The 21,999-nt window shown below is 68.4% G+C and carries 22 protein-coding genes and 1 riboswitch; of the genes, 13 read left to right on the top strand and 9 right to left on the bottom strand.

Going from position 1 to position 21,999, the window contains the following annotated elements; all coding sequences use genetic code 11:
• Positions 1 to 1,153: 1,153 nt before the first annotated feature.
• Together proP and bcp are read right to left on the bottom strand one after the other, a co-directional pair.
• Positions 1,154 to 2,647 (bottom strand): glycine betaine/L-proline transporter ProP, encoded by a 1,494-nt coding sequence (gene proP, locus ACLLJJ_RS12935; RefSeq protein ID WP_434590128.1) that lies wholly within the window; start codon positions 2,645 to 2,647, stop codon positions 1,154 to 1,156.
• A 147-nt stretch (positions 2,648 to 2,794) separates the two neighbouring features.
• Positions 2,795 to 3,262 carry a thioredoxin-dependent thiol peroxidase gene (gene bcp, locus ACLLJJ_RS12930; protein ID WP_434590125.1) on the bottom strand — a complete coding sequence of 156 codons (468 nt, stop codon included), beginning with the start codon at positions 3,260 to 3,262 and terminating at the stop codon, positions 2,795 to 2,797.
• Positions 3,263 to 3,408: 146 nt separating this feature from the next.
• Here bcp and ACLLJJ_RS12925 point away from each other — a divergent pair, with 146 nt between their 5' ends.
• The 3 genes from ACLLJJ_RS12925 to ACLLJJ_RS12915 all read left to right on the top strand — a co-directional run bounded on the left by ACLLJJ_RS12925 (position 3,409) and on the right by ACLLJJ_RS12915 (position 4,604).
• The gene (locus ACLLJJ_RS12925; RefSeq protein WP_434590122.1) at positions 3,409 to 3,729 is read left to right on the top strand and encodes a DUF3618 domain-containing protein; all 321 of its coding nucleotides are present in this window, start codon (positions 3,409 to 3,411) and stop codon (positions 3,727 to 3,729) included.
• Positions 3,730 to 3,784: 55 nt separating this feature from the next.
• Positions 3,785 to 4,120 (top strand): GroES family chaperonin, encoded by a 336-nt coding sequence (locus tag ACLLJJ_RS12920; protein WP_434590119.1) that lies wholly within the window; start codon positions 3,785 to 3,787, stop codon positions 4,118 to 4,120.
• 50 nt (positions 4,121 to 4,170) lie between these two features.
• Positions 4,171 to 4,238: riboswitch (guanidine-III (ykkC-III) riboswitch) on the top strand.
• Positions 4,239 to 4,283: 45 nt separating this feature from the next.
• Positions 4,284 to 4,604 carry a DMT family transporter gene (locus ACLLJJ_RS12915; protein WP_434590116.1) on the top strand — a complete coding sequence of 107 codons (321 nt, stop codon included), beginning with the start codon at positions 4,284 to 4,286 and terminating at the stop codon, positions 4,602 to 4,604.
• A 12-nt stretch (positions 4,605 to 4,616) separates the two neighbouring features.
• Here the strand turns inward: ACLLJJ_RS12915 and ACLLJJ_RS12910 are convergent, their stop codons facing one another.
• On the bottom strand, positions 4,617 to 7,046 hold the full coding sequence (locus ACLLJJ_RS12910) for a transglycosylase domain-containing protein (RefSeq protein ID WP_434590113.1): 2,430 nt from the start codon (positions 7,044 to 7,046) through the stop codon (positions 4,617 to 4,619).
• Positions 7,047 to 7,253: 207 nt separating this feature from the next.
• On the opposite strand from ACLLJJ_RS12910, the gene ACLLJJ_RS12905 reads away from it, so the two are divergent.
• From ACLLJJ_RS12905 to ACLLJJ_RS12890, 4 genes are read left to right on the top strand one after another with little or no spacing between them, the layout of a single operon-like run.
• Positions 7,254 to 8,054: an ABC transporter permease gene (locus ACLLJJ_RS12905; RefSeq protein WP_434590110.1), complete on the top strand. Its 801-nt coding sequence runs from the start codon at positions 7,254 to 7,256 to the stop codon at positions 8,052 to 8,054.
• Entirely contained in the window at positions 7,960 to 8,874 is a 915-nt protein-coding gene (locus ACLLJJ_RS12900) for an ABC transporter permease (RefSeq protein WP_434590107.1), read from the top strand. The genes ACLLJJ_RS12905 and ACLLJJ_RS12900 overlap by 95 nt, the downstream gene beginning before the upstream one ends.
• Positions 8,875 to 8,879: 5 nt before the next feature.
• A complete protein-coding gene (locus tag ACLLJJ_RS12895; protein WP_434590104.1) occupies positions 8,880 to 9,845 on the top strand; it encodes an ABC transporter ATP-binding protein in 966 nt (321 codons plus the stop codon).
• A gap of 42 nt (positions 9,846 to 9,887) precedes the next feature.
• Positions 9,888 to 10,601 (top strand): DUF1707 SHOCT-like domain-containing protein, encoded by a 714-nt coding sequence (locus ACLLJJ_RS12890; protein WP_434590102.1) that lies wholly within the window; start codon positions 9,888 to 9,890, stop codon positions 10,599 to 10,601.
• A 173-nt stretch (positions 10,602 to 10,774) separates the two neighbouring features.
• Here ACLLJJ_RS12890 and ACLLJJ_RS12885 read toward each other — a convergent pair whose 3' ends face one another.
• Complete coding sequence (locus tag ACLLJJ_RS12885) at positions 10,775 to 12,067, bottom strand: SGNH/GDSL hydrolase family protein (protein WP_434590099.1); 1,293 nt, start codon at positions 12,065 to 12,067, stop codon at positions 10,775 to 10,777.
• Positions 12,068 to 12,332: 265 nt separating this feature from the next.
• On the opposite strand from ACLLJJ_RS12885, the gene ACLLJJ_RS12880 reads away from it, so the two are divergent.
• Positions 12,333 to 13,637 (top strand): DUF445 domain-containing protein, encoded by a 1,305-nt coding sequence (locus ACLLJJ_RS12880; protein WP_434600395.1) that lies wholly within the window; start codon positions 12,333 to 12,335, stop codon positions 13,635 to 13,637.
• 307 nt (positions 13,638 to 13,944) lie between these two features.
• On the opposite strand, the gene ACLLJJ_RS12875 is transcribed toward ACLLJJ_RS12880, so the two are convergent.
• Positions 13,945 to 14,460: a hypothetical protein gene (locus tag ACLLJJ_RS12875; RefSeq protein WP_434590096.1), complete on the bottom strand. Its 516-nt coding sequence runs from the start codon at positions 14,458 to 14,460 to the stop codon at positions 13,945 to 13,947.
• A gap of 29 nt (positions 14,461 to 14,489) precedes the next feature.
• The gene (locus tag ACLLJJ_RS12870) at positions 14,490 to 15,083 is read right to left on the bottom strand and encodes a matrixin family metalloprotease (protein ID WP_434590093.1); all 594 of its coding nucleotides are present in this window, start codon (positions 15,081 to 15,083) and stop codon (positions 14,490 to 14,492) included.
• A gap of 193 nt (positions 15,084 to 15,276) precedes the next feature.
• On the opposite strand from ACLLJJ_RS12870, the gene ACLLJJ_RS12865 reads away from it, so the two are divergent.
• The 3 genes from ACLLJJ_RS12865 to ACLLJJ_RS12855 all read left to right on the top strand — a co-directional run bounded on the left by ACLLJJ_RS12865 (position 15,277) and on the right by ACLLJJ_RS12855 (position 17,421).
• The gene (locus ACLLJJ_RS12865; RefSeq protein WP_434590090.1) at positions 15,277 to 15,705 is read left to right on the top strand and encodes a hypothetical protein; all 429 of its coding nucleotides are present in this window, start codon (positions 15,277 to 15,279) and stop codon (positions 15,703 to 15,705) included.
• Positions 15,699 to 15,962, top strand: a complete 264-nt coding sequence (locus ACLLJJ_RS12860; protein WP_434590087.1) for a helix-turn-helix transcriptional regulator — start codon at positions 15,699 to 15,701, stop codon at positions 15,960 to 15,962. Before ACLLJJ_RS12865 ends, ACLLJJ_RS12860 begins: the two co-directional genes overlap by 7 nt.
• A gap of 490 nt (positions 15,963 to 16,452) precedes the next feature.
• A complete protein-coding gene (locus ACLLJJ_RS12855; RefSeq protein WP_434590084.1) occupies positions 16,453 to 17,421 on the top strand; it encodes a hypothetical protein in 969 nt (322 codons plus the stop codon).
• Between the two features lie 147 nt (positions 17,422 to 17,568).
• Here ACLLJJ_RS12855 and ACLLJJ_RS12850 read toward each other — a convergent pair whose 3' ends face one another.
• Positions 17,569 to 17,769, bottom strand: a complete 201-nt coding sequence (locus tag ACLLJJ_RS12850; protein WP_434590081.1) for a DUF397 domain-containing protein — start codon at positions 17,767 to 17,769, stop codon at positions 17,569 to 17,571.
• A complete protein-coding gene (locus ACLLJJ_RS12845) occupies positions 17,769 to 18,614 on the bottom strand; it encodes a helix-turn-helix domain-containing protein (protein WP_434590078.1) in 846 nt (281 codons plus the stop codon). Before ACLLJJ_RS12845 ends, ACLLJJ_RS12850 begins: the two co-directional genes overlap by 1 nt.
• Before the next feature lie 206 nt (positions 18,615 to 18,820).
• Between ACLLJJ_RS12845 and ACLLJJ_RS12840 the strand changes: the two genes are divergently transcribed.
• Positions 18,821 to 19,477 carry an ATP-binding protein gene (locus tag ACLLJJ_RS12840; RefSeq protein WP_434600394.1) on the top strand — a complete coding sequence of 219 codons (657 nt, stop codon included), beginning with the start codon at positions 18,821 to 18,823 and terminating at the stop codon, positions 19,475 to 19,477.
• A gap of 206 nt (positions 19,478 to 19,683) precedes the next feature.
• Positions 19,684 to 20,784 (top strand): MrcB family domain-containing protein, encoded by a 1,101-nt coding sequence (locus ACLLJJ_RS12835; protein ID WP_434590076.1) that lies wholly within the window; start codon positions 19,684 to 19,686, stop codon positions 20,782 to 20,784.
• Between the two features lie 160 nt (positions 20,785 to 20,944).
• Here the strand turns inward: ACLLJJ_RS12835 and ACLLJJ_RS12830 are convergent, their stop codons facing one another.
• On the bottom strand, positions 20,945 to 21,967 hold the full coding sequence (locus ACLLJJ_RS12830; RefSeq protein ID WP_434590074.1) for a YecA family protein: 1,023 nt from the start codon (positions 21,965 to 21,967) through the stop codon (positions 20,945 to 20,947).
• Positions 21,968 to 21,999 lie beyond the last annotated feature (32 nt).

The raw sequence follows: 21,999 nt of genomic DNA, 5'->3' as shown, positions 1-21,999 counted from the left end.
GTTGCGGCACCACGTCTCGGTGAGCGCATGGCAGTTGGGGCACAGGTAGCGGAGGTTCTCCGGCCGGTTGTCCAGCCAGTTCCCGTTGACGTGATCGATCTGGAGCGTGATCGCCTGTCCCCGCCATTCGCCGGTGTTCCCGCACGAGGTGCAGCGATACGGAACGCCGATTTCTCGCAGCGCGCGATGCAGGCGTGGGCGGTTGGTTCGGGACGAGCCGTCGGCGAGCACGACGAGCGTCGTCACAGCTGTCGACCTGGGCTCGCTCACCTGCACCGAACCCCAGGCGCGTCGCTTGAAATGTCCGGTGTCCAGGCCGAGTTCAGCGACCTTGCGTCGTACCCGACGGTGGTTGGTGTCGCTTACGGAAAGGTCGAGTGCGCGCATGAGGTCGGCGTAGCTCGTGGCGGCGGGCACGGCCGCGATCAGAGCCGCCTCGGGGATCCGCAGCCGTGCGTTGCGGAAATGGGCGGTCTCAATTCCTCGGGACCTCAGCATGTGCCCGAGCGCCGCGCGTGACCGGCTGTCGTCGGGTACGCCCAGCGCGCGGGCGACTCCGCGAATGCTATTGCTGGATGCCGCAGCCGCACTCAACTCCTGTGTGGTGAAAGGGAGTTCCGTCTGTATACGGCTCATGCCCGAAAAATGGCTGATGTCGATACCCGCCGCTGCGATACGGCGGCCAATGTGCGACAACGTGCCAGTGGCCGGTGGCGCGCCGAGTTTGGTGACGACCTCGCGCAGCGTCGATGAGGAGGCGGCTGCTGCTGCGATGGCCTCGTCCGGGTACTTGCGCCAAGGGCTGCGCTTCTTGAAGTGGCTGGTGTCGAGACCTTGCGCGGACGCCTTCTCCTGAAGAGTGCGCCGTCGGCCGCCGCTCTCCTTGAGTCCAAGGCGGCGCATCAGGTCCGCCCACCCCTTGGACTCGGCGATGGCCGAGGCCAGCCGGCCCTCGTCGTCCGGCTCGGACTCGGCTCCTCCGCCAAGCTCACGTGTGTACCTGACAGACCCCACGGCCCCTCCGTAACCGACCGCGCGTTCGCAGTCTCGTACGGACCAACGAACCGTTAATCGGATGGTTACGTCCGGAAGGCGGAACAGCCCGTACCGCCGCGAGCAGATCGCGAGCGGTACGGGCCGTGAGCGAGCAGGGTCAGAACTTCGGCGCCTGCGCCTCGACCAGTTCTGCTGCTTCTTCCTTCGTCTCCACCGACGGCGGGGAGCCCGCCAGGGGCTTCTGGGCCGTTTCCTTCATGCATGCCACCGCGATCATGCCGATCAGCGCCGCCGCCATGCAGTAGTACGCGGGCATCAGGTTGGAGCCGGTCACGCTGATCAGGGCCGTGATGACCAGGGGCGTCGTACCGCCGAAGAGGGAGGCGCTGAGGTTGTAGCCGACCGACAGGGAGCCGTAGCGGACGTCGGTGGGGAACAGGGCCGGGAGCGCCGCCGACATCGTGCCCAGCATGCAGAGCAGCGAGAGACCCAGCATCAGCATGCCGATCGTCACCGCGGGGATGCTGCCCTGCTGAATCAGCAGGAAGGCCGGCAGGGACAGGAAGAGGAAGCCGGCCATGCCGGTCATGAGCAGGGGCTTGCGGCCGAAGCGGTCGCTGAGGCGGCCGACCCTGCTGATGATCAGCATCAGGAAGACCATGACGGCCAGCAGGATGAGCAGGCCGTGGGTCTCGCTGTAGCCGAGCTCGTCCGAGAGGTACGTCGGCATGTACGAGAGCAGCATGTAGTCGGTGACGTTGTACGCGCCGACCAGGCAGATGCAGAGGATCAGCGTCGGCCAGTACAGACGGAAGATCTTCGCGAGGTCGTCCTTGGTGGTGGTCTCCACCGTGTCGGCGGCCTCGGTGGCGCGGGCGTTCTCGTTCTCCAGCTTCTGGAAGGCCGGCGTCTCGTCCAGCTTCAGCCGCAGATAGAGGCCGACCAGGCCGAGCGGGCCCGCGACCAGGAACGGGATGCGCCAGCCCCAGCTCTCCATGGTGTCGGAGCCGAGGACGGTGGTGAGCACGGTGACCAGGCCGGCCGCGCCCACGTAGCCCGCCAGGGTGCCGAATTCGAGGAAGCTGCCGAAGAAGCCGCGGCGCTTGTCGGGGGCGTACTCGGCTATGAAGGTGGAGGCGCCGCCGTACTCGCCGCCGGTGGAGAAGCCCTGGAGGAGACGGAAGAGGACCAGCAGGGCCGGTGCCCACCAGCCGATCGACGCGAACGACGGGATCAGGCCGATGGCGAGGGTGCCGATCGCCATCAGGATCATCGTCAGCGCGAGGACCTTCTTGCGGCCGACCCGGTCGCCCATGGGGCCGAAGAACATGCCGCCGAGCGGTCGTACCAGGAAGGCGACGGCGAAGGTCGCGAACGAGGAGAGCAGCTGGGCGGTGTCGTTCCCGGACGGGAAGAAGACGTGTCCGAGCGTCACGGCCAGGTAGCTGTAGATGCCGAAGTCGAACCATTCCATGGCATTGCCGAGCGACGCCGCCTTGACCGCGCGCTTGACCGCCGATTCGTCGGTGATGGTGATGTCCGACCGGCGCAGCGGGGGGTTCTTCCGTCTGTTGGCTGCTCGGAAGAGGTTGCGGTGGCGTTTGATCGCTTGGGGATCGGCAGCCTGGTCGTCGGGGCCTGTGGCCGCCATGGCAGGGTTCCTTTCATTGGACATAAATCCAAGCTGAACACCTGCCTTGTATTCAAGGTCGCAAACCAAGGCCCCGTATGTCGCGAACCAAGGCCCCGTATGTCCGGGACCTTGGTCACAAAAAATCCGCGTGCGGTGCCCGTGGGGTCAGATGCCGAGGTCCTTGATGATCTTCGCCACGTGGCCGGTCGCCTTGACGTTGTAGAAGGCGCGCTCGACCTTGCCGTTCTCGTCGACGACGATCGTCGAGCGGATCACGCCCGTCACCGTTTTGCCGTAGAGCTTCTTCTCGCCGTAGGCGCCGTACGCGGTGAGGATCTCCTTGGACGGGTCGCCGACGAGCGTGACCTTGAGGTTCTCCTGGTCACGGAACTTCGCGAGCTTCTCCGGCTTGTCCGGGGACACGCCGATGACGTCGTAACCGGCGCCGGCCAGCAGTTGGAGGTTGTCGGTGAAGTCGCAGGCCTGCTTGGTGCATCCGGGCGTGAGGGCGGCCGGGTAGAAGTAGACGATGACCTTGCGGCCGTGGTGGGCGGCGAGGGAGACCTCGGTGCCGTCCGCGTCGGGCAGGGTGAATGCGGGGGCGGTGTCGCCGGTCTCGAGTCGCTCGCTCATCAAGGTCTCCTGGTGCGGCATGGTGCGGGGCAGGGGGGATACGCCTCTGAGCGTAATGGGGGTGCCGTGGGGTGCGGGGCGGCCCGAGCTGACAGACTGTCGATGACGGACTACCGGATTCGGCCCACGACCACGGAGGCAGCGCAGTGTCGGATGCCAGGAACCCTGCGCAGATCGAGGCGGACATCAAGAGCCGGCGCGACCAGCTGGCCGTAACGCTCGACGAGATCGGGGTGCGTCTGCACCCGAAGACGATCGTCGGTGACGCGAAGGCCAAGGTCGCTTCGGCCGTGGACCAGAGCGCCGGCCGGGCGTTCGTCGCGGTGAACCGGACGGTGTCGGACGTGAAGGCGCAGTTCGTGTCGGAGGACGGCGCTCCGCGTCTGGAGCGGCTCGTTCCGGTGGCGCTGGTGGCCGTGGGCCTGGTGGGCCTGCTCGCGGTGTCGGTGCGGCGCCGGCGGGGCTGACCGGGCTTTTCCCCCTCCTGCGTGCACCCGTGGTGCGGGCGGGTAGGTTCGTGGCGTGAGCGAGAACCCCACGCACGAGAAGTTGCCCATTCGGATGCTGCACGACCGGGTGCTTGTCCGGTCCGACTCTCCCGAGGGTGAGCGGCGTTCGGGCGGCGGCATTCTCATTCCGGCGACCGCCGCGGTCGGCAAGCGGCTCGCCTGGGCCGAGGTCGTCGCGGTCGGGCAGAACGTGCGGTCCGTGGTGTCGGGCGACCGGGTGTTGTACGACCCTGAGGACCGCGCCGAGGTCGAGGTGCGCGGCGTCCAGTACGTGTTGATGCGGGAGCGCGATCTGCATGCGGTCGCGTCCGAGCGGGTCTCGGACGACTCGACCGGTCTGTACTTGTAGGCAGTGGGCGCTGAGGCCCGGTGACGGAGGTCACCGGGCCTTTTGGCTGCCCTTTGCTATCGTGGAAGCACCCCCGACGAGACGCGCCGTACCGGGTTGTTCGCAAAGACGACGCATTCCCGATGTATCGCGGTTTTCGCGTTTTCGTTCCGGAGGTGCCGTCATGGCGTGGGTTCTGCTTGTGGTCGCCGGTCTGCTCGAAGTGGGCTGGTCGATCGGTATGAAGTACACCGAGGGTTTTACGAGGCTCTGGCCCAGTGTGTTCACGGGTGCGGGGATCGTGGTGAGCATGCTGTTGCTGTCGCATGCCGCGAAGACGCTGCCGATCGGTACGGCGTACGGCGTGTGGGTCGGTATCGGTGCGGCCGGTGCGGCTGTGGTCGGGATGGTGGCGCTGGGTGAGCCCGCCACTGCCGCCCGGATCTTCTTCGTCTGTCTGCTGCTGGTCGCCGTCGTGGGGCTGAAGGCGACCTCCGGGCACTGAGGCCGGGGCGGGTCAGTCGCCCCGCCCGCCGTCCAGCAGGCCTCCGGCGGGTTGGCCGTCGCCACCGTCCCCGCCCCCGGTGTCGGTGGCGCCGCCGGTGTCCGTCGTACCGCCGCCGGTGTCGGTGGTGCCCCCGGTGTCGGTGGTGGCGCCGGTAGTGGCCGTGGTGCCGCCGGTGTCGGTGGTGCCCCCGGTGTCGGTGGTGGCGCCGGTGGTGGCCGTGGTGCCGCCGGTGTCGGTGGTCCCGCCGTTCGTCCGGCCGCCGTTCGTCTGGCCGCCCTGGGCCTGGTCCCCGGTCCCGGTGCTGGGGTCGGGCTTGTCGCTCGGCGGGGGTTCGGGCGTGTCGGTGTCCTCCTCCTCGGGCGGCGCCACCGGCTCCTCGGAGCCTTCCTCCGTCTCCAGGTCGAACTCCTGGATCTCCTTGCCCTTGAGCGCGGCGGCCGTGAACTGGCCCCAGATCTCGGCGGGCGCGCCTCCGCCGTTGATGCGGGGCAGGCCGAGCGCTCCGTACAGCGGTTTCTGCACGCCGGTTTCCGGGTCCTGGCCCATTACCGCGACGACGGTCGCCAGGTCGGGCGTGTAGCCCGCGAACCAGGCGGCCTTGTCCTCCTCGGCGGTGCCGGTCTTGCCGGCGGCGGGGCGGCCCGCGGACTGGGCGGCGGTGCCGGTGCCGCTCTCGACGACGCTCTGCAGGATGGCGGTGGTGGTGTCGGCGGACTCGCGGCTCACGGTCTGCTTGGCGTCCTGCTTGGGCAGGCCGATGTTCTGCCCGTCCTTGGTGATCTTCTGGACCATCGTGTACGTGCCGTGTTCGCCGTGGTTGGCGAGGGTCGCGTAGGCCTCGGTCATGTCGAGGACGCTGGCGGTGGCGACGCCGAGTGCGATGGAGGGGTACGGGCTGAGGCCGGGGGTCTTGTCGGAGAGGCCGAGGTCGACGGCGGTCTGCCTGACCTTGGCGGGGCCAACGTCCTGGGCCATCTGCGCGTACACCGAGTTGATGGACTTGTCGGTGGCGGTGCGCACGGTGACGGAGCCGTACGAGCCGTCGTCCTCGTTCTCGGGGGCGTAGCCGGTCGGTCCGTCGGGGCCCTGCACCATCCGCTTGTTGGAGCCGTCATAGACGGTGTTGGGGGTGATCGTGCGGCCGTCCTGGGTGGTGGACTCGTTCTCGACGGCCGAGGTGAAGACGAAGGGCTTGAAGGTGGAGCCGACCTGGTAGTCGCGGCGGGTGGCGTTGTTGACGTACTGCTTGGTGTAGTCGATGCCGCCGTACATCGCGACGACCTTGCCGGTGGCGGGGTCGATGGAGGCGCCGCCGACGCGCACATTGCGGTCGGCCTTGCGGTCCTTGCTGGTCTCGGACATCACCTTGTCGTCGACGGCCTTGGCGAAGGCGGCCTGGTTCTTCCTGTCGAGGGTGGTGGTGATGCGGTAGCCGCCGCCGGCCAGGGTCTCCTCGTCGATGATTTCGCTGTTGGTGAGGTAGTCCTCGACGGCCTGCACGACGTAGCCGCGCTGCCCGGAGAGGCCGGAGGCGGGCTTGGCCTTCTGCGGCGGGGGGAACTTCGTCGTGGCGCGGGCGGCGGGGCTGAGCCACTTCTCCTTGACCATGCCGTCGAGTACGTAGTTCCAGCGGGCCAGTGCCTGGGGCTTGTTCTCGGGGTGGGTCGCCACGTCGTAGGCGCTGGGGGCGTTGAGCAGCGACGCGAGGTAGGCACCCTGCCCGGTGTCGATCTCGTCGACGTTCTTGCCGTAGTAGGCCTGGGCGGCGGCCTGGATGCCGTAGGCGTTGCGCCCGAAGTAGCTGGTGTTCAGATAGCCCTCCAGGATCTGCCTCTTGCTCTCCTCGCGGTTGAGCTTGATCGCGATGAAGAACTCCTTCACCTTGCGGGTGACGGTCTGTTCCTGGCCGAGGTAGTAGTTCTTGACGTACTGCTGGGTGATGGTGGAGCCGGACTGCTTGCCCTTGCCGGTGACGGTGTTCCAGGCGGCGCGGACCATGGCTTTGGGGTCGACGGCCCGCTCCGAGTAGAAGTCGCGGTCCTCGGCGGCCAGTACGGTCCGCTGGACCGTTTTGGGGATCTGGGCGAGCTTGACGTTCTGCCGGTTGACCTCGCCGTCGCGGGCGAGCTGGCTGCCGTCGGCGTAGAGGTAGACGTTGCTCTGGGCGACGGCCGCGCTGTTGGCGGGCGGGATGTCGACGAGGTTGTAGCCCGCCACGAAGCCGCCGCAGAGGATCAGGCCGAGCAGTACGAAGGCGCCGAGGAGGAAGCGCCAGGTGGGGACGAGTCGGCGCAGGCCGGTGCGTTTGGGGCGCTTCTTCTTGCCCTTCTTCCCCGTCGGCTGCTCCTGCTGCTCTTCGGGGCCGGGGGTGGGGCCGGTGGCGGGGGCGGAGGGATCCCGGGGTGCCCAGCCCTCGGGCTGCTGTGGCTCGTCGCTCATGTCTCTGGAGACTCCCTGGCCCCGGCCAGAGGTTCACTCTCCGGCATAACGGTGTCGTATCGGGCGATTCACGTGGTACGCCCATAAAACACTGTCGCACCGCAGCTCCCGGACGCGACCACAATCCGGTCGCGGCGGCCGACCCCCTTGGGCTAGGGTCATGCGCTTTGGTGCCTGGCGGGGACGACAAAGGGTGAGGGGGTCGACGTGCGCTTGTACGCGGTGGTCGCCGCGGGTGGATTCCGACGCCATGCGACGTACCGGGTGGCGACGGCGGCGGGGGTGTTCACCAACACCGTGTTCGGCTTCATTATGGCCTACACCTACACGGCCCTGTGGGACCAGCGTCCGCAGCTCGGTGGATACGACCTCTCGCAGGCCGTCACCTATGTGTGGCTGGGGCAGGCGCTGCTGATGACGGCCGCGATGATGGGCGGCGGGTTCGAGGACGAGCTGATCGAGCGGATCCGTACGGGGGACATCGCCATTGACCTCTACCGGCCCGTGGACCTTCAACTCTTCTGGCTGGCAGGTGACTTGGGTCGGGCCGCCTTCCACCTGGCGGGGCGCGGCATCGTGCCGATGGCCCTCGGCGCACTCGCCTTCGACCTGTCGCTGCCCGCGAACCCGCTCGTGTGGGTGGCCTTCCTGTTCGCCGTGCTGTTCGGTGTCGTCGTCAGCTTCGCCATCCGCTTCCTGGTGGCGCTCTCCGCGTTCTGGCTGCTCGACGGCGCGGGCGTCGCGCAGATGACGTTCATCGCGGGGCTCTTCTTCTCCGGCATGGTGCTGCCGCTCAATGTCTTCCCCGGTGCGCTGGGCGAGGTGGCGCGGGCCCTGCCGTGGTCCTCGCTGCTCCAGGTGCCCGCGGATGTTTTCCTCGGCAAGTACTCCGGGTGGGGTCTGGTGGGGGCGTATGCCTTCCAGATCGGCTGGGCGGCGGCGCTGCTCACCGCCGGGCGGCTGCTCCAGACGGTGGCGACGCGCAGGGTGGTGGTCCAGGGTGGCTGATTCGCAGGCGGGGCGGCTTCGGCCGGGGCTCCGGGCGTACGGGCTGATCGCGTCGATGTGGATCCGCTCGACGATGACGTACCGGGTGTCCTTCGTGATGACCACCCTCGGGAACTTCCTCGCCACCGGCCTCGACTTCGTCGGCGTTCTGCTGATGTTCTCCCAGGTGGACCGCCTCGGCGGCTACACGCTGCCCGAAGTGGCCTTCCTGTACGGGACGTCCGCGACCGCGTTCGGCCTCGCCGACCTGCTGATGGGGTCGATGGACCGGCTGGGGCGGCGGGTCCGCGACGGCACGCTGGACACCCTGCTGGTACGACCGGTGCCGGTCCTCGCGCAGATCGCGGCCGACCGCTTCGCGCTGCGCAGGCTGGGGCGGATCACCCAGGGCCTGCTGGTGCTCGGGTACGCGCTGGCCGTGCTGGACATCGCGTGGACGCCGCTGAAGGTGCTGATGCTGCCGTTGATGATCCTCAGCGGGGCGGCCATCTTCTCGGCGGTGTTCGTGGCCGGGGCGGCGTTCCAGTTCTGGGCGCAGGACGCCTCCGAGGTGCAGAACTCCTTCACGTACGGCGGCACTACGCTCCTGCAGTACCCGCCGTCCCTCTTCGCGAAGGACCTGGTGCGCGGGGTTACCTTCATCCTGCCGCTGGCCTTCGTCAACTGGCTGCCCGCGCTGTATGTGCTGGGGCGCGACTACCCGCTGGACCTGCCGGTCTGGCTTTCTTTCACGCCGCCGCTGGTCGCGGTGGCGTGCTGTGCGCTGGCCGGCGTCGCGTGGCGGGCGGGCCTTCGTTCGTACCGGAGCACGGGGAGCTGACATACATGGGCACGGACTTCATCGAGCTCGACGGCGTCGAGAAGGTCTTCGACGTACGGCGCAGGAAGGGCAGGCTGCGGCGCGAGAAGACGCGGGTGCGCGCGGTCGACGGGATCAGCTTCTCGGTGCCGCGCGGCGAGATGGTCGGCTACATCGGGCCCAACGGCGCCGGCAAGTCCACCACCATCAAGATGCTGACGGGCATCCTCACACCGAGCGGCGGCACGGTGCGGGTCGCGGGCATCGACCCGTCGCGCGAGCGCACCCGCCTCGCGCAGCGCATCGGCGTCGTCTTCGGGCAGCGCACGACGCTGTGGTGGGACCTGCCGCTGCGCGACTCGTACCGGCTGGTGCACCGCATGTACCGGATCCCGGACGTGCGGTTCAAGGAGAACATGGCGCGCTGCGTCGAACTCCTCGACCTGGGGGAGCTGTTGGACGTACCGGTACGGCAGCTCTCGCTCGGGCAGCGGATGCGCGGCGACATCGCGGCGGCGCTGCTGCACGACCCCGAGGTGCTGTATCTCGACGAGCCGACGATCGGCCTCGATGTCATCTCCAAGGCCAAGGTCCGTGATTTCCTGCGGGACTTGAACGCCAAGCGCGGCACGACGGTCCTGCTGACGACACATGATCTGACCGACATCGAGCAGCTGTGCAAGCGCGTGATGGTCATCGACCACGGGCGGCTCGTGTACGACGGCGCGCTCGCCGGGCTGCACGAGGTGGGGGAGAGCGAGCGCACCCTGGTGGTGGACCTGGAGCGCGAGCTGCCGCCGGTCACGGTGGACGGCGCCCGGGTGATCAGGGTGGAGGGGCCGCGCCAGTGGCTGGCGTTCCCCGCGTCGGTGTCGGCGGCCCCGCTGGTCGCCGCGGTGGCGGCGAGGTACCCGCTGGTGGACCTGTCGGTGCGGGAGCCGGACATCGAAGCGGTGATCGCGAAGATGTACGCGGACCGCTCGGCGCTGTGACCATGACTGTGACTGTGGCCACGCGGTGGCTACTGTGACCGTATGACGAGTGGGCTGCCAGAGATGCGCGCTTCCGACGAGGAGCGCGAACGATTCGCCGAGGTGCTGCGCGAGGCCGTCGCCGAAGGGCGCCTCGACATGGAGGAGTTCGGTCAGCGACTCGACGCGGTGTACAAGGCGCGCACCCAGGGCGAGCTGATCCCCCTGATCCGCGACCTGCCCGCGGCCGGCATGGCCCCCGCGGCGCCGCTCGCCGACCCGTCGGCGGGTACGCGGCGGTCCTGGCCCGCCCGGATCGGCGGCGCGCCCACCTCCAAGGGCGCCATCGCCGTCTGGGGCGGCTTCGGCCGCCGCGGCACCTGGACGGTGGGCCGCAAATTCACCGCGGTCACGCTGATGGGCGGCGGCGAGATCGATCTGCGCGAGGCGAATTTCGAGGACCGCGACATCGTGATCCGCTGCTTCGTCCTGATGGGCGGCGTGAGCGTGGTGGTGCCGCCCGGCGTCGAGGTGGACGTCAGGGGCTTTGGCCTGATGGGCGGCTTCGGCGACGCGACGACGGAATCGGCCGATGAGGTGGCCCCCGGCGCCCCGCGGGTGCGGGTCACGGGCTTCGCGATGATGGGCGGCGTCGGTGTCGAGCGCAGGCTGACGAAGGCGGCGCGCCAGCGGCTCAAGGAGCAGCGCAAACAGCAGAAGCTCGCGAGGAAGACCGACCGCGAGATCGGGAAGGGCGAGCGCAAGGAGCTCGGCTGAGCGGGATGCGTCGCCGGTGCGGGCAGGGCCCCCCGCCCGGGGTGCGTCAAGAGTTACCGGGAGCGGCGGAGGCGCGGCGGTGTTGCGTGAAGAGGGGGCGCCCCGCCCGGACCGCTCCCGCACCCGATCGGGTCGCCGTTCACGCGTCGGGCGAGGTCGGCGATGACGCGGCGTCACAGCTGCGCCGGGGCGGTGCTCCTGCTCAGTGTCGCCGGGTCGAAGGCCATGCCCATCCGGCGGTAGCCCGCGTCGCTCGGGTGCAGGTGGTCGCCCGAGTCGTACGCCGGGAGCAGGCGGTCGGGGGCGTACGGGTCGCGCAGGGCGCGGTCGAAGTCCACCACCGTGTCGAAGATGCCGCCCGCCCGGATCCGGTTGTTGACGGCGTCCCGCACCGCTTCGAGCTGGGGTGTGTGCACGCGGGTGCCCTCGAAGGGCATCAGGGTCGCGCCGACGACGCGCAGCCCACCGGCGCGTGCCTGCCGCGCCAGTTGTTCCAGGGCCTGGGTGATCCGGGCGGGGTCCGCCTCGTGCGGCGGGCGGAGTATGTCGTTGATGCCGAGGGCGATGACGACGGCCTTGGCGCCGGAGCGGGACAGGACGTCGCGGTCGAAGCGGGAGAGCGCGCTGGGGCCCGTACCGTCCATCAGCAGGCGGTTGCCGCTGATGCCCTGGTTGAGGACGCTGTAGCGGCCGTCCAGGCGGTCGGCGAGCACGTCCGTCCAGCGGCGGTTGGCGCCCGCGGTGGAGGTGACGCCGTCGGTGATCGAGTCGCCGATGACGACGACTGCGCCCTGAGCCTTGCCGCTGAGGACGTCGACGGCGGTGAGGTAGCGCCAGTACGGCGTCTGACCGGCGTGCAGGTCGCCGAGGACGTCCTGGGTGCGGTCGCCCTCCGCGATGTACGACGTCTGGCGGGCGCGCGGGTGGTGCGTGGCCGGGCCGCTGGGCGTGGGGGAGTACGTGGTGACCAGCAGGTCGGCGTCCGCGGGGACCCTCAGCGGTGCCGCGTCGCTCAGTGCCTGCCCGCCCGCCGGGATGATCACGGTGGGGGAGCCGCCGAAGAGCAGCCGGCGCATGGTGCCGGTCGCCGCGGTCGGGGCGCCGGGGGTGGCCGCGACGGCGATCGACGCGTGCGTGATGCGCAGCGGGCGGGTGCCGTAGAGGTTGGAGAGGGTGATGCGGGCGCTGGTGCCGCCGATGCTGGTGTGTACGACGTTACGGATGGAACGCCCGGGGAAGCCGTTCTCCGTGCCGGGTTCGGCGCTGGCGGGCGCGGTGGCCCAGGTGCCGATCCAGGTGCCCGAGTTGGCGGGCGCCGCCGAACGCAGCGGCGTACGGGGGCGGGGGTCCGCCTGGGTGTCCTTGCCGGCGCTACTCAGCGTCGCCCCGGCGAATATGGCCCCCGATACGAGGACCACCACCGCGGCGAGCGCGGCGAGCAAGGCATAACCGTTGCGCTTGGTCATGCTCGGTCTATCTCCTCGGGCGCAGGGAGCCCGAGGCTCCATTTGATCTCACTCCATGATGCGCCATTGCACCTTCTGTACAGACGCCGGGAACTTGAAGTGCGTTCCATGAGTAGGGCAGGTAAGCAAAATATGTACGAGTGGGCGCGCGCACGGCGGACGGGTGGGGCGGATGGATCGCAGTAAAGCGGAACTTGCGGATATATCGGGCATGGAAGGTGCGAACAACATCAACGACATGGCTGATATGGACGAAATGGCCGACATGAGCAATGCTGCCCGCCCCGCCGCTCCCTCACCCCTGCCCCCATTCGCCTACAGCGCGGCGGACGAGGAGAAGCGTCAGGGCGTACGCCGCATGAAGGCGATGGCCACCGGGCTGCTGGTGCTGGTCGCGGTCATCTACGTACTCGCGACCTGGGCGAAGAACGAGGGCGTCACAGGCTGGCCCGCCTATGTCGCCGCGGCGGCCGAGGCGGGCATGGTGGGCGCGCTCGCCGACTGGTTCGCCGTCACGGCGCTCTTCAAGCGGCCCATGGGCCTGCCCATCCCGCACACCGCGATCATCCCGAACAAGAAGGACCAGCTCGGCGCCACCCTCGGCTCCTTCGTCGGGGAGAACTTCCTCTCCGCGGACGTCGTACGGGCCCGCCTGCGCGGCATCGGAATCGGCGGCCGGGTGGGGGCCTGGCTCGCCGAGCCCGCGCACGCCGACCGCGTCACGGCCGAGCTCGCCACCGCCCTGCGGGGCGCCCTGACGGTCCTGCGGGACTCCGACGTGCAGGCGGTCGTCGGCGAGGCGATCACGCGCCGCGCGGACGCCGCGGAGATCGCCCCGGGCATCGGAAAGGCCCTGGACAAGGTCGTCGCCGACGGGGCGCACCACCGCGCCGTCGACCTGATCTGCAACCGTGCCCACAGCTGGCTGGTGCTGCACGGCGACTCGGTGATGGACGCGGTGCAGGGCGGGGCGCCGGGCTGGACGCCGCGCTTCGTGGACAAGAAGATCGGCGACCGCGTCTACAAGGAACTGCTGCGCTTCATCAGCGAGATGCGCGACATGCCGGCCCACCCGGCGCGCGGCGCGATCGACCGCTTCCTGATCGACTTCGCCGCCGACCTCCAGTCGGACACCGAAACCCGCGCGAAGGTGGAGCGCCTGAAGTCGGAGATCCTGGGCCGCGGCGAGGTCCAGGACGTCATCGCCTCGGCCTGGTCCTCCGTACGCGCCATGATCATCTCGGCGGCGGAGGACGAGCAGAGCGAACTGCGCCTGCGCGTCCGCGCCTCGCTGATCTCCCTGGGCGCGCGCCTGGCGACGGACGGCCGGCTCCAGGCGAAGCTGGAGGGCTGGGTGGAGGACGCCGCGGTGTACGTGGTGACGACGTACCGCGGCGAGATCACGTCCCTGATCAGCGACACGGTAGCGGGCTGGGACGCGGAGCAGACGTCGAAGAAGATCGAGGCGAACATCGGCCGGGACCTGCAGTTCATCCGAATCAACGGCACGGTGGTGGGCGCGCTGGCGGGCCTGCTGATCTACACGATCTCGCACGCCCTGGGCGGCTGACCCACGCCGCCCCCACACAGAGACTGGGCGCGCGACCGCTGTCTTCCTGTTACAGCGGTCGCACGCCCAGCCAGGGGGGAGTTGCACCCCTTAGTACGTACGGCGCGCGGCGGGCGTTCAACTGCCGTTGCGCGCAACGGGATTCGGCACCTTCTTGGCCGAGCGCGGGGTAGTGGCCCTCGCTAGCCGTGGCGTACTGCGCCCACCGCCGCACCGTGGCACGCCCCGACCGGGTGCTGTCCCTCGACGCGACGTCGCGACCCGTGACCACCGGCGTCCACCCCACCAACAGCCCGCCAACAGCCCCTCAGCAGCCCGCCTGCGATGGCGCGGCGGCGCGCGCCGCGATGTGGCGGGACCACTGTCTCACCGCACGGTCGGCCCGTGGTTCCGCCTTGGAGTAGAGGACGTAACCGTCCCCGTAACTGCCACCCAGGTAGTAGCTGATGACGTACTGCTTGCCGGGGCGCAGCAAGTGGTACGTATGAGTGGCGCCGGTGGTCGTGTAGGCCCCGGCCCGGTCGAGTCCGACGGACTGGCCCAGTTCCAGGGTCCGTCCGGGGGCGCCCTTGAGATTCTTGTCCACGCGCACGTGGACGGTCTGTACGCCGCCGGGCTCGTCCGCCTCCTCTTCGAGGAAGTCGCCCTCGCCGGTGACGGTGACCAGCGAGAGGTACGCGCTTTCGGTGGCGACGTACGCCGCCCTGGAAAAATCCGGCGCGCACAGGGCGTGGGTCTGCGGGCCGGGTGAGCCGTCGTGCCACAAGGTGTAGCCGCCCCAGCCGGCGCCGGCCAGCACCGCGAAGGCCATGCTTGCGGTCACAAGTGCGTGGATACGCTTCATTTCTTCTCTCAGCCCCAGAGCTTGCTGTAACTGGTCTTGTCCACAAAGGTGGGGGCCTGCAAGGGCGCTTGCCGGGGCTGGGTGGTCCGCATGACGGACCGCACGTTCCGGGACTTGTGACACAGCCCCAGAGCGTGCCCGAGTTCATGCACGGCCACGGCGCGCCGGGTGTCCCTCGTGTTGAACGGCGCCCTGCTCAGCTTCCTGGTGTTGAAGTAGATGTGGTCGGTGCCGTTGGTGTGCCTCCATGTGCCCAGCGTGTTGTCGCCCCGGTACCAGTCGCGCCATTCGAGGTCCTTGGACGAACGCGCGTTGTCGGGCGCGATCCTGATGCGCTGCAGGAGCCCCCTGTGCCGGTACCACTTCCGGTGTGCCCAGGCCCGGGCGTCGTTGTACCGGGTGCTGTCCCCCCACCGCAGTTCGCGCCCGTCCACGCTGGAGACCGATCTGCGCTCCGTTTTTCCGGACTCGACGCACCCTGCCGCCGCTGCCGATGCCGCCGCGGCGTCCGGGCGCTCGAAGGCGTGGGCGCCCAAGGCGCCCGCCGCGACGCTCCCGCAGGCGGCTGCGGCGCACGCCAGCCGGACCAGAGTCACGCGCATGGACATCCCCGTCCTGTCATGGCAACCCCAAGGTTTGTCATTCGCTGCATCACGACCGGACCGTAACAAAAACTGGGACAAATCAGACAGTAACGCCCGAGACGGTAAAGCAAGCTTTACATGGTGTCGCCTATCTCATACATTCGCGATGTCAAGGTTGCTTAACACGAGAGCAGGGAGCAGGGGAGCAGACATGGCCCTCGAAGAGAAACGGGCCTGGATCATGGCCGTGGTCGCGGTCGCCGGCTACGCGGCCTACCTCGTCCTCATCCTCGGACGGGCCGGAAGCACCCCGCTCACAGAGGTGTCGTACGCGTCGCCGCTGCTGTGGTGCGTGGGCGCCGCGATCGTGGCGGCGATCGTCCTCAACATCGCGGCGGCGGCGGCCTCGCCCGAGGACGCGGGCAAGAAGGACGTACGCGACCGGGAGATCAACCGGTTCGGCGAGTACGTCGGCCAGGCGTTCGTCGTCATCGGCGGTGTGGCCGCGCTCTGCATGGCGCTGGCCGAGCTGAGTTACTTCTGGATCGCCAATGTGATCTACCTGGCGTTCGTCCTGTCGTCGCTCCTCGCGTCCACCGCCAAGGTGTTCGCCTACCGCAGGGGTTTCCAGCCGTGGTGAAGCCGACCAGGGTCACCAACTCGATCCGCACCCTCCGTTTCACGCACGGCGAGATGACGCAGGCCGAACTGGGCGAGCGTGTCGGCGTATCCCGCCAGACGATCATCGCCATCGAGCAGGGCCGCTACTCACCGTCCCTGGAGATGGCGTTCCAGATCGCCCGCGCCTTCAGGGTCCCGCTGAACGACGTGTTCCAGTACCCGGCGGGAGACGGCGACGGAGCCGATGCCGCTTCCGGCGCCGGGGGGAAGCCATGAGGGCGATGGCCCAGCACGGGCACGGCTCCCCGGACGCCCTGGAGCTCCGGAGCGCGCCCACCCCGCTCGCCGCCCGGACGAGGCCCTGCCCCAGGTCCACACCGCGGCCCTGATAGAGCCCCGCGAGCGACCCCGGTTATCGACAGGACGTACCCGCAGAGCGAAACCCGGTCGGCGACACGCGACTTGGGGGAGACCAGCGCCCGGCGGAAGGTGGTCACCACAGACGCCGGGGTCGTGAGCGGGGTCGCCGGGAGCGGGTCGCGGGGCGTGAGCGGGGTCGCCGGGAGCGGGGTCCCAACGGCGGGGCGACTGCGGACGCAATCCTCCACCTGGGTCGAAGAACGGGCCCACGAACCGGATTTGACCCGTTGCTGCGGGCCGCCCCGGGTTGGGATGGGGCGGGTCGCGGTGGGTCGTGATCCCCGCCCGGATCGTCCCAAGCTCGTAACTGCGGGTGATTGGCGGCGGCTTGCGGCGTTCACCCGGCATGCGTACTCGTACTCTCGCGCACCGCCTCGCGAATCACCCGCTCGTACTCGCCCAGGACGGGCTCGCGACGACGGGCCAGCTCCTGGCCCTGGGTAGCCCGTGGCCCACGATCTCCAACCGCTGCCGCCCGGACGGCCCGTGGCAGCGCGTGCTGCCGCGCGTGGTCCTGCTCGGCCCCGGATCGCCGACACCCCGCCAGCGCCTGCGGGCGGCGCTTCTGTACGCGGGTGAGGACGCGCTGCTGACCGGTCGGGCGGCGCTCGCGCTGTACGCGGTACGGGCGACGCCGCCACTGGCGCGGGTGGGCCCGGTGGATGTGCTGGTCCCCAACGCGCAACGCCCGCGCGGTCATTCATACGTACGCGTCCAACGCACCCGCCGCCCGTCCCGCAGGCTCCCGGTGCAGGGCCTGCCGTGTGCCCCGCTGCTGCGCGCGGTCTCGTGCGCGGTGCCGCGCCTGACCGGCCCGAACGAGGTCACCGCGCTGCTGGTGGAGGTGGTGCAGCGGGGGCGTTGCACGGTGGACGAGGTGGTGGCGGAACTGCGCGCCGCGAAGCTGGGGAACGCGCCGGGGGTCGCGATGGCCATGGAGGCGCTGACCGCCGGCGTCCGCTCGATCGCGGAGGCACGGGCCCGCGAAGCCCTGCGCGCGGGCGGCATCCCGGACGCGCTGTGGAACCCGACGCTGCGCACGCCGACGGGCGAATTCCTGGCCCGCCCGGACGCGTACTGGCCCCGCGAAGGGGTGGCGCTGGAGGTCGACTCGGAGGAGTTCCACCTGGGCCCCGCCGAGTACCGCGCCACGCTGCGCCGCCGCCTGCGCCTGGAGGCGCACGGAGTGGAGGTGGTCAGCGTGGCCCCGGCCATCGTCCGCGACCACCCGGCGGAGCTGGTGGCGGCGGTCGCGGCGAAGCTCCGGCGATGCGCGGGGCGCGCGGAGCCCCCGGCGGTGGCGGTCGAGCGGTAGACCGGCCCCAGCCGGGTGCGCCCCGCTGGACGCGCTCGGCCCGGACGCGCTCGGCCCGGGACGGCCTCAGCCTGGATTCGCTCGGGCTGCCCCGGCCTCGGCCCGGCTGCCCCGGCCTCGGCCCGGACGCCCCGGCCTCGGACGGCATCAGCGCGTGCTGAAGTCCCCGTGCTGGACGGCCTGCAGGAATCCGACCCAGGCTGCGTGGGGGACGGCGAGGCGGGGGCCGCCGGGGTCCTTCGAGTCGCGGACGGCGGTACGGGTGGCGAGTGCGGCCACCTCGACGCATTCGGTGCCGCTGCCGCCGCTGTACGAGGACTTGATCCAACGTAGGCCTTCGTGACCCATCACAGCTCCTTGGACACCTGGTTCAGGAGTGCAGCCGTCGAGTCGACGCCGAGCGACTGCGCTTGTAGGTACTCGAACGCCAACTTATAGCGTTCGAGTTCCTCGGGCTTCTCCATGAAGAGCCCGCCGCCAATGATGTCGACGTAGACCACGTCGAGTTCGACTGTTTGACCTGCGAGGATCACGAAGCTTCCGACGGCTGCCGCGTGAGCTCCGCTCGCGAACGGCAGTATCTGGATGGTGATGTGGGGGCGCTCAGCCAGTGCCAGCAGGTGCCTCAACTGGTCTCGCATGACATGTAGGCCACCCACCATGCGGCGGATCACCGCCTCGTCCATGACGGCCCAGATGTGGGGCGGGTCTTGGCGCTCCAAGAGCTCCTGCCGTTTCATGCGGACGTCGACCATGTGTGCAATCTCTTGCTCGGTGCAGCGCATCTCAGAGGCACGATGCACGGCCTCGGCGTATGCCCGCGTCTGGAGCAGCCCAGGGACGTACATGCACGAGTAGTGGTCCTCGCGTACGACCTCGTCTTCGAGAGTCAGCATGAGATTCATCGAGTTGGGGATGGGGTCGGCGAGAGACCGCCACCACCCGCGGATCTTCGCGTCCTTGGCGAGCTCGACGAGTGTGCGGCGCTCCTGCTCCGAGGCGCCGTACTCACGACAAAGGGCCTCAACGGCGGGCCATTTGACGGACCCGTCTTTCGTCTCGTAACGGCTCAGGGTGGCTTTGGAGATGCTGACGAGGGCGCCGGCATCCTCTAGCGAGAGACCTTTCCGCTCACGCAGTCTGCGAAGGTCAGCCCCGAGCTGACGCCTGCGTGTGGTCGGTCCAACTGCCATGTCCGCGCTCCTCCATGTCGATCTATCAGAGCGTGCACGGAGCGTGCCCATGCAGACAAGACGGCGTGCGCTGGGGGCGCGTGCGAGTGCCTGCACTCCATCAACTCAGAGATGAGAGTTCCATATTGAGAGTCTCACTGTCACGCTGTGTGTGAGGTTCATTGCACGATGAGATCGCGTTACCAGCGAGGGTGAGGGCTGTCGCCATGGATGTACGTCAGTGCGAGGTTCAACGGAAGTCTTGGGAACTGCCCTTTCTGGCGGAGGCGAGAGAAGTCGCGGCTCTGAGGCGCGTTATGGCGTTGCGGTTGAGGCTCTGGGGGCTTCCGGAACTGACGGACGCCGCCCAGCTCTGTGTGACTGAACTGGTAACTAATGTGATCACCCACGTCGGCTATGAGACGCCGACGACGCTCGCCGTCTCCATGGCCGGAACACGCCTCCGGATCGAGGTCCGCGACCCGGATGCACGTGCGCTGCCCACACTGCTTGCTGCTCTGGACGGTGACGAAACAGGTAGAGGGATGGCGATCATCGATGCGATCACAGATCGCTGGGGCGTCATTCTGCACGTGGACTCCAAGGTGACGTGGTGCGAACTGCCCACGTCTCTGGCTACCGCGTCAGGTCACACAGGTGGGGATCGGGTGTCCACGGTCGAGGCATTGCTGGCTCGCTACTGCGAGATGGTGCACCCCCGTGCTTGCTCGACGGGCCCACTGGGAGTGGCTGTTGCGGAGGAAGTGGCAATCAATCTGATCGCCGACCTCCTCCACTGGCTTCGGGCGCATGGGTGCGATCCAGATCAGGCGCTGGACGGCGCTTGGACGCACTTTGAGGCTGCAGAAGGGGGACCAAGCTGAGTTCCATGCTGCAACCCGTCCGGGGCGAGCAATCGTTGGGTTCCCTGTTCCGGCCAGGGGGAGAGGGCGTAGGCGAGTCCAGTGCTGGCCCCTGGGTCTGAGCTAGGGGCGGTACGGCCCTCTGCGTTCGCTGGACGGCACTCAGTCCCCGGCTTGTGGGTGAGGATCGCTTGCAGGGACGGTTCTGCCTGCCATAGCTTCAGCGCATGGGGATGCGGGAGCTGTTGAGTGAGGTTGTTGGCTCGTACGGAGGCAGCGGGGGTGTCTCTGAGGGGCGCCGCTTTCTGGGGAGCCTGGAGAAGAGGGATGACCTGCCGATCCCACGGGGGCTTCGAGGTAAGGGCTTTGGGGGGATGGGGAACGCCGCAGCCGCGCCGTGGTTCGGAATATTCGATCCCCGCATCAACCTTGACCCCAAGGCTGGCATCTATCTTGCGTATATCTACAGTGCAGATCTAGAAACCGTGACGCTAACCTTGCAGCAGGGCACGACTCGCCTAAAAAGAGCCTTGGGGCGAGGGGATAGGTTTCGTAGTCACCTAGAGCGAGAGGCGAGTCTCCTGCGCGGACTGCTTCCGGCGCCCTCTATTTCCGGATGGGTTAATCGCCCTTCTTTTCGCAGCGATGTTGAACGGCCTAGAGACTATGAGGCTGCCAGCGTGATTTCCCGCTGCTATAGCTTGCCCGATCTTCCGCTTGAGGAGGTGATTCAGGATGACCTTACGCACGCTGTCTATCTACTGCAACAGGTCGACGCGTCCCAACGAGTGTGGGAAATGCGGAGTGACGAGAGTTTGCGTGGAATAAATTATGAACCAGGTATGCATGGTGCAGGAGAGTCGCTCTCTGGGTTCAAGCCGAAGGATAGTGGCGAGTACATAGCTAATATTGTGGCGCAGCAGCAGGTCAGGCGAAAGGATCACGAGGCTGTGGTGGCAGACTTCGCCCCTTATATTTTGGGTAGAGGGTACGTTGCGACGAATGAGCGGGTTCATCCTAGGGATCTGACGCTACGCCGCCACGGATCCGCATTCGCGCCGCGCGAGGAATGGTTGGTCGAGGTTAAGGTTGTAAAGAACGGGAATCCCACAAGTGCTGTAAGGCAAGCAGTGGGGCAACTTCGTGAATACAGTTATTTCCTCTATCGGGAACGTCAGATTGAGACTCCGCATCTGATTGGATTGTTCAGTGCGGAAATTGGTGTTTACTCCCAGTACTTGGAAGATCAAGGGATTGCCTCAATATGGCAAACCGGTGACACCTGGGAGGGCTCATCGACTGCGGCAAAATGGAACATGGTTGACTGACTAGTCTCTATGCTGAGTTCTGGATGGAGCTTGTGCGTAAGTTCCCAGGTTTATTTTTCACCCTTGACTTGGACCCTCCGCTATTCTTGCGGCCACTAGTTTGCGATCTACGGATAGCTAGGGTCCGAGCTTGGCGCGTCTATTGGCGTTCAAAGTGGCTCTACGGCCGCTGCACCCCATGGCACCCCCGATAAACCGTCCCCGACCCGCACCAGCAAGGCGAGTTGCGTGCCGGCGGCCAAGGCGTTGCTCGGCCTCGCGCTGCCAGTGTCGTGGCGTACTGGGGGAGCAGGGGCGCCTCCGCCGGGGATGACTGCTCCGAGGCTGCGAAGGCTTCGTAGGACGGGACCGTGCCCGTCACGATGCCCAGGTTCAGCGTGCCCGTCGATGCCAGGTCGCGCAGGGACGACTCGACCGCCGCCAGGTGTGCTTCGTGCGAGGGGTACTCCGATGCGAGCGCGGGGTACGCCGTGAGGAGTTCGCGCAGCTCCGGCTCCGGCCAGTGCAGCATCGCCACCGGGAACGGGCGGGAGAGTGCCGTGCGGTACGTGCCCAGCTCCACGCGGAGGCGGGCGATCTCCGCCTGGAGCTCCGCCGGGTTGTCCGAGCCCAGGGCCCAGAGTCGTTTCGGGTCGTGCAACTCGTCCAGGGCGATCGCGCCGGGGTGGACGATGTCGGCCTGGGTGTCCCACTCGTCGTGCGGCAGGCCCAGCAGGCGGCGTACCCGGTGGCGGCCGGCCAGCAGGGACTGGGCCGTGTACGGGACCTCCTCGGCGGGGTCGATCAGCAGGTCCACCGCCGTCGAGAAGCACTCGTGGGACGCCTGGAGTTCGTCGTGCGACTCCAGCGCCTCCGCGATGATCTCCCACGGCGCGGCCTCGCGCGGGGCCGCGGCGCGGATGCCGTCGATGATCGCGCGGGCCTCCGCTTCGTGGCCGTACTCCCAAAGATTCGCGGCCTTCAGTGCCTTGACCAGGTAGGGCTGCTCGGGGGTGGCCGCGAGGAGGTTGTCGTACAGGGTGGCCGCGCGGGAGCGGTCGCCGGACAGTTCCAGGTGGGCCGCGGCCTGCAGGAGCAACGGCTCCTGGTCCTCGGGGTACTGCGCCGCGGTGCGCAGCAGTCGCTCGGCTTCGGCGGCGTGCTCGGTGTGGTCTGCGTGATCGGCAGGCGTGTCGGGGCGCATGCTCCACACCGTACTGCTGTGCGGCATGCCTG

It is taken from the genome of Streptomyces sp. A5-4, assembly GCF_051131715.1.
In the GTDB taxonomy this organism is placed as follows: Bacteria; Actinomycetota; Actinomycetes; order Streptomycetales; family Streptomycetaceae; genus Streptomyces.
The sequence above is the reverse complement of the archived record's forward strand: the minus strand, read 5'-3'. Positions and strand labels throughout refer to the sequence as shown.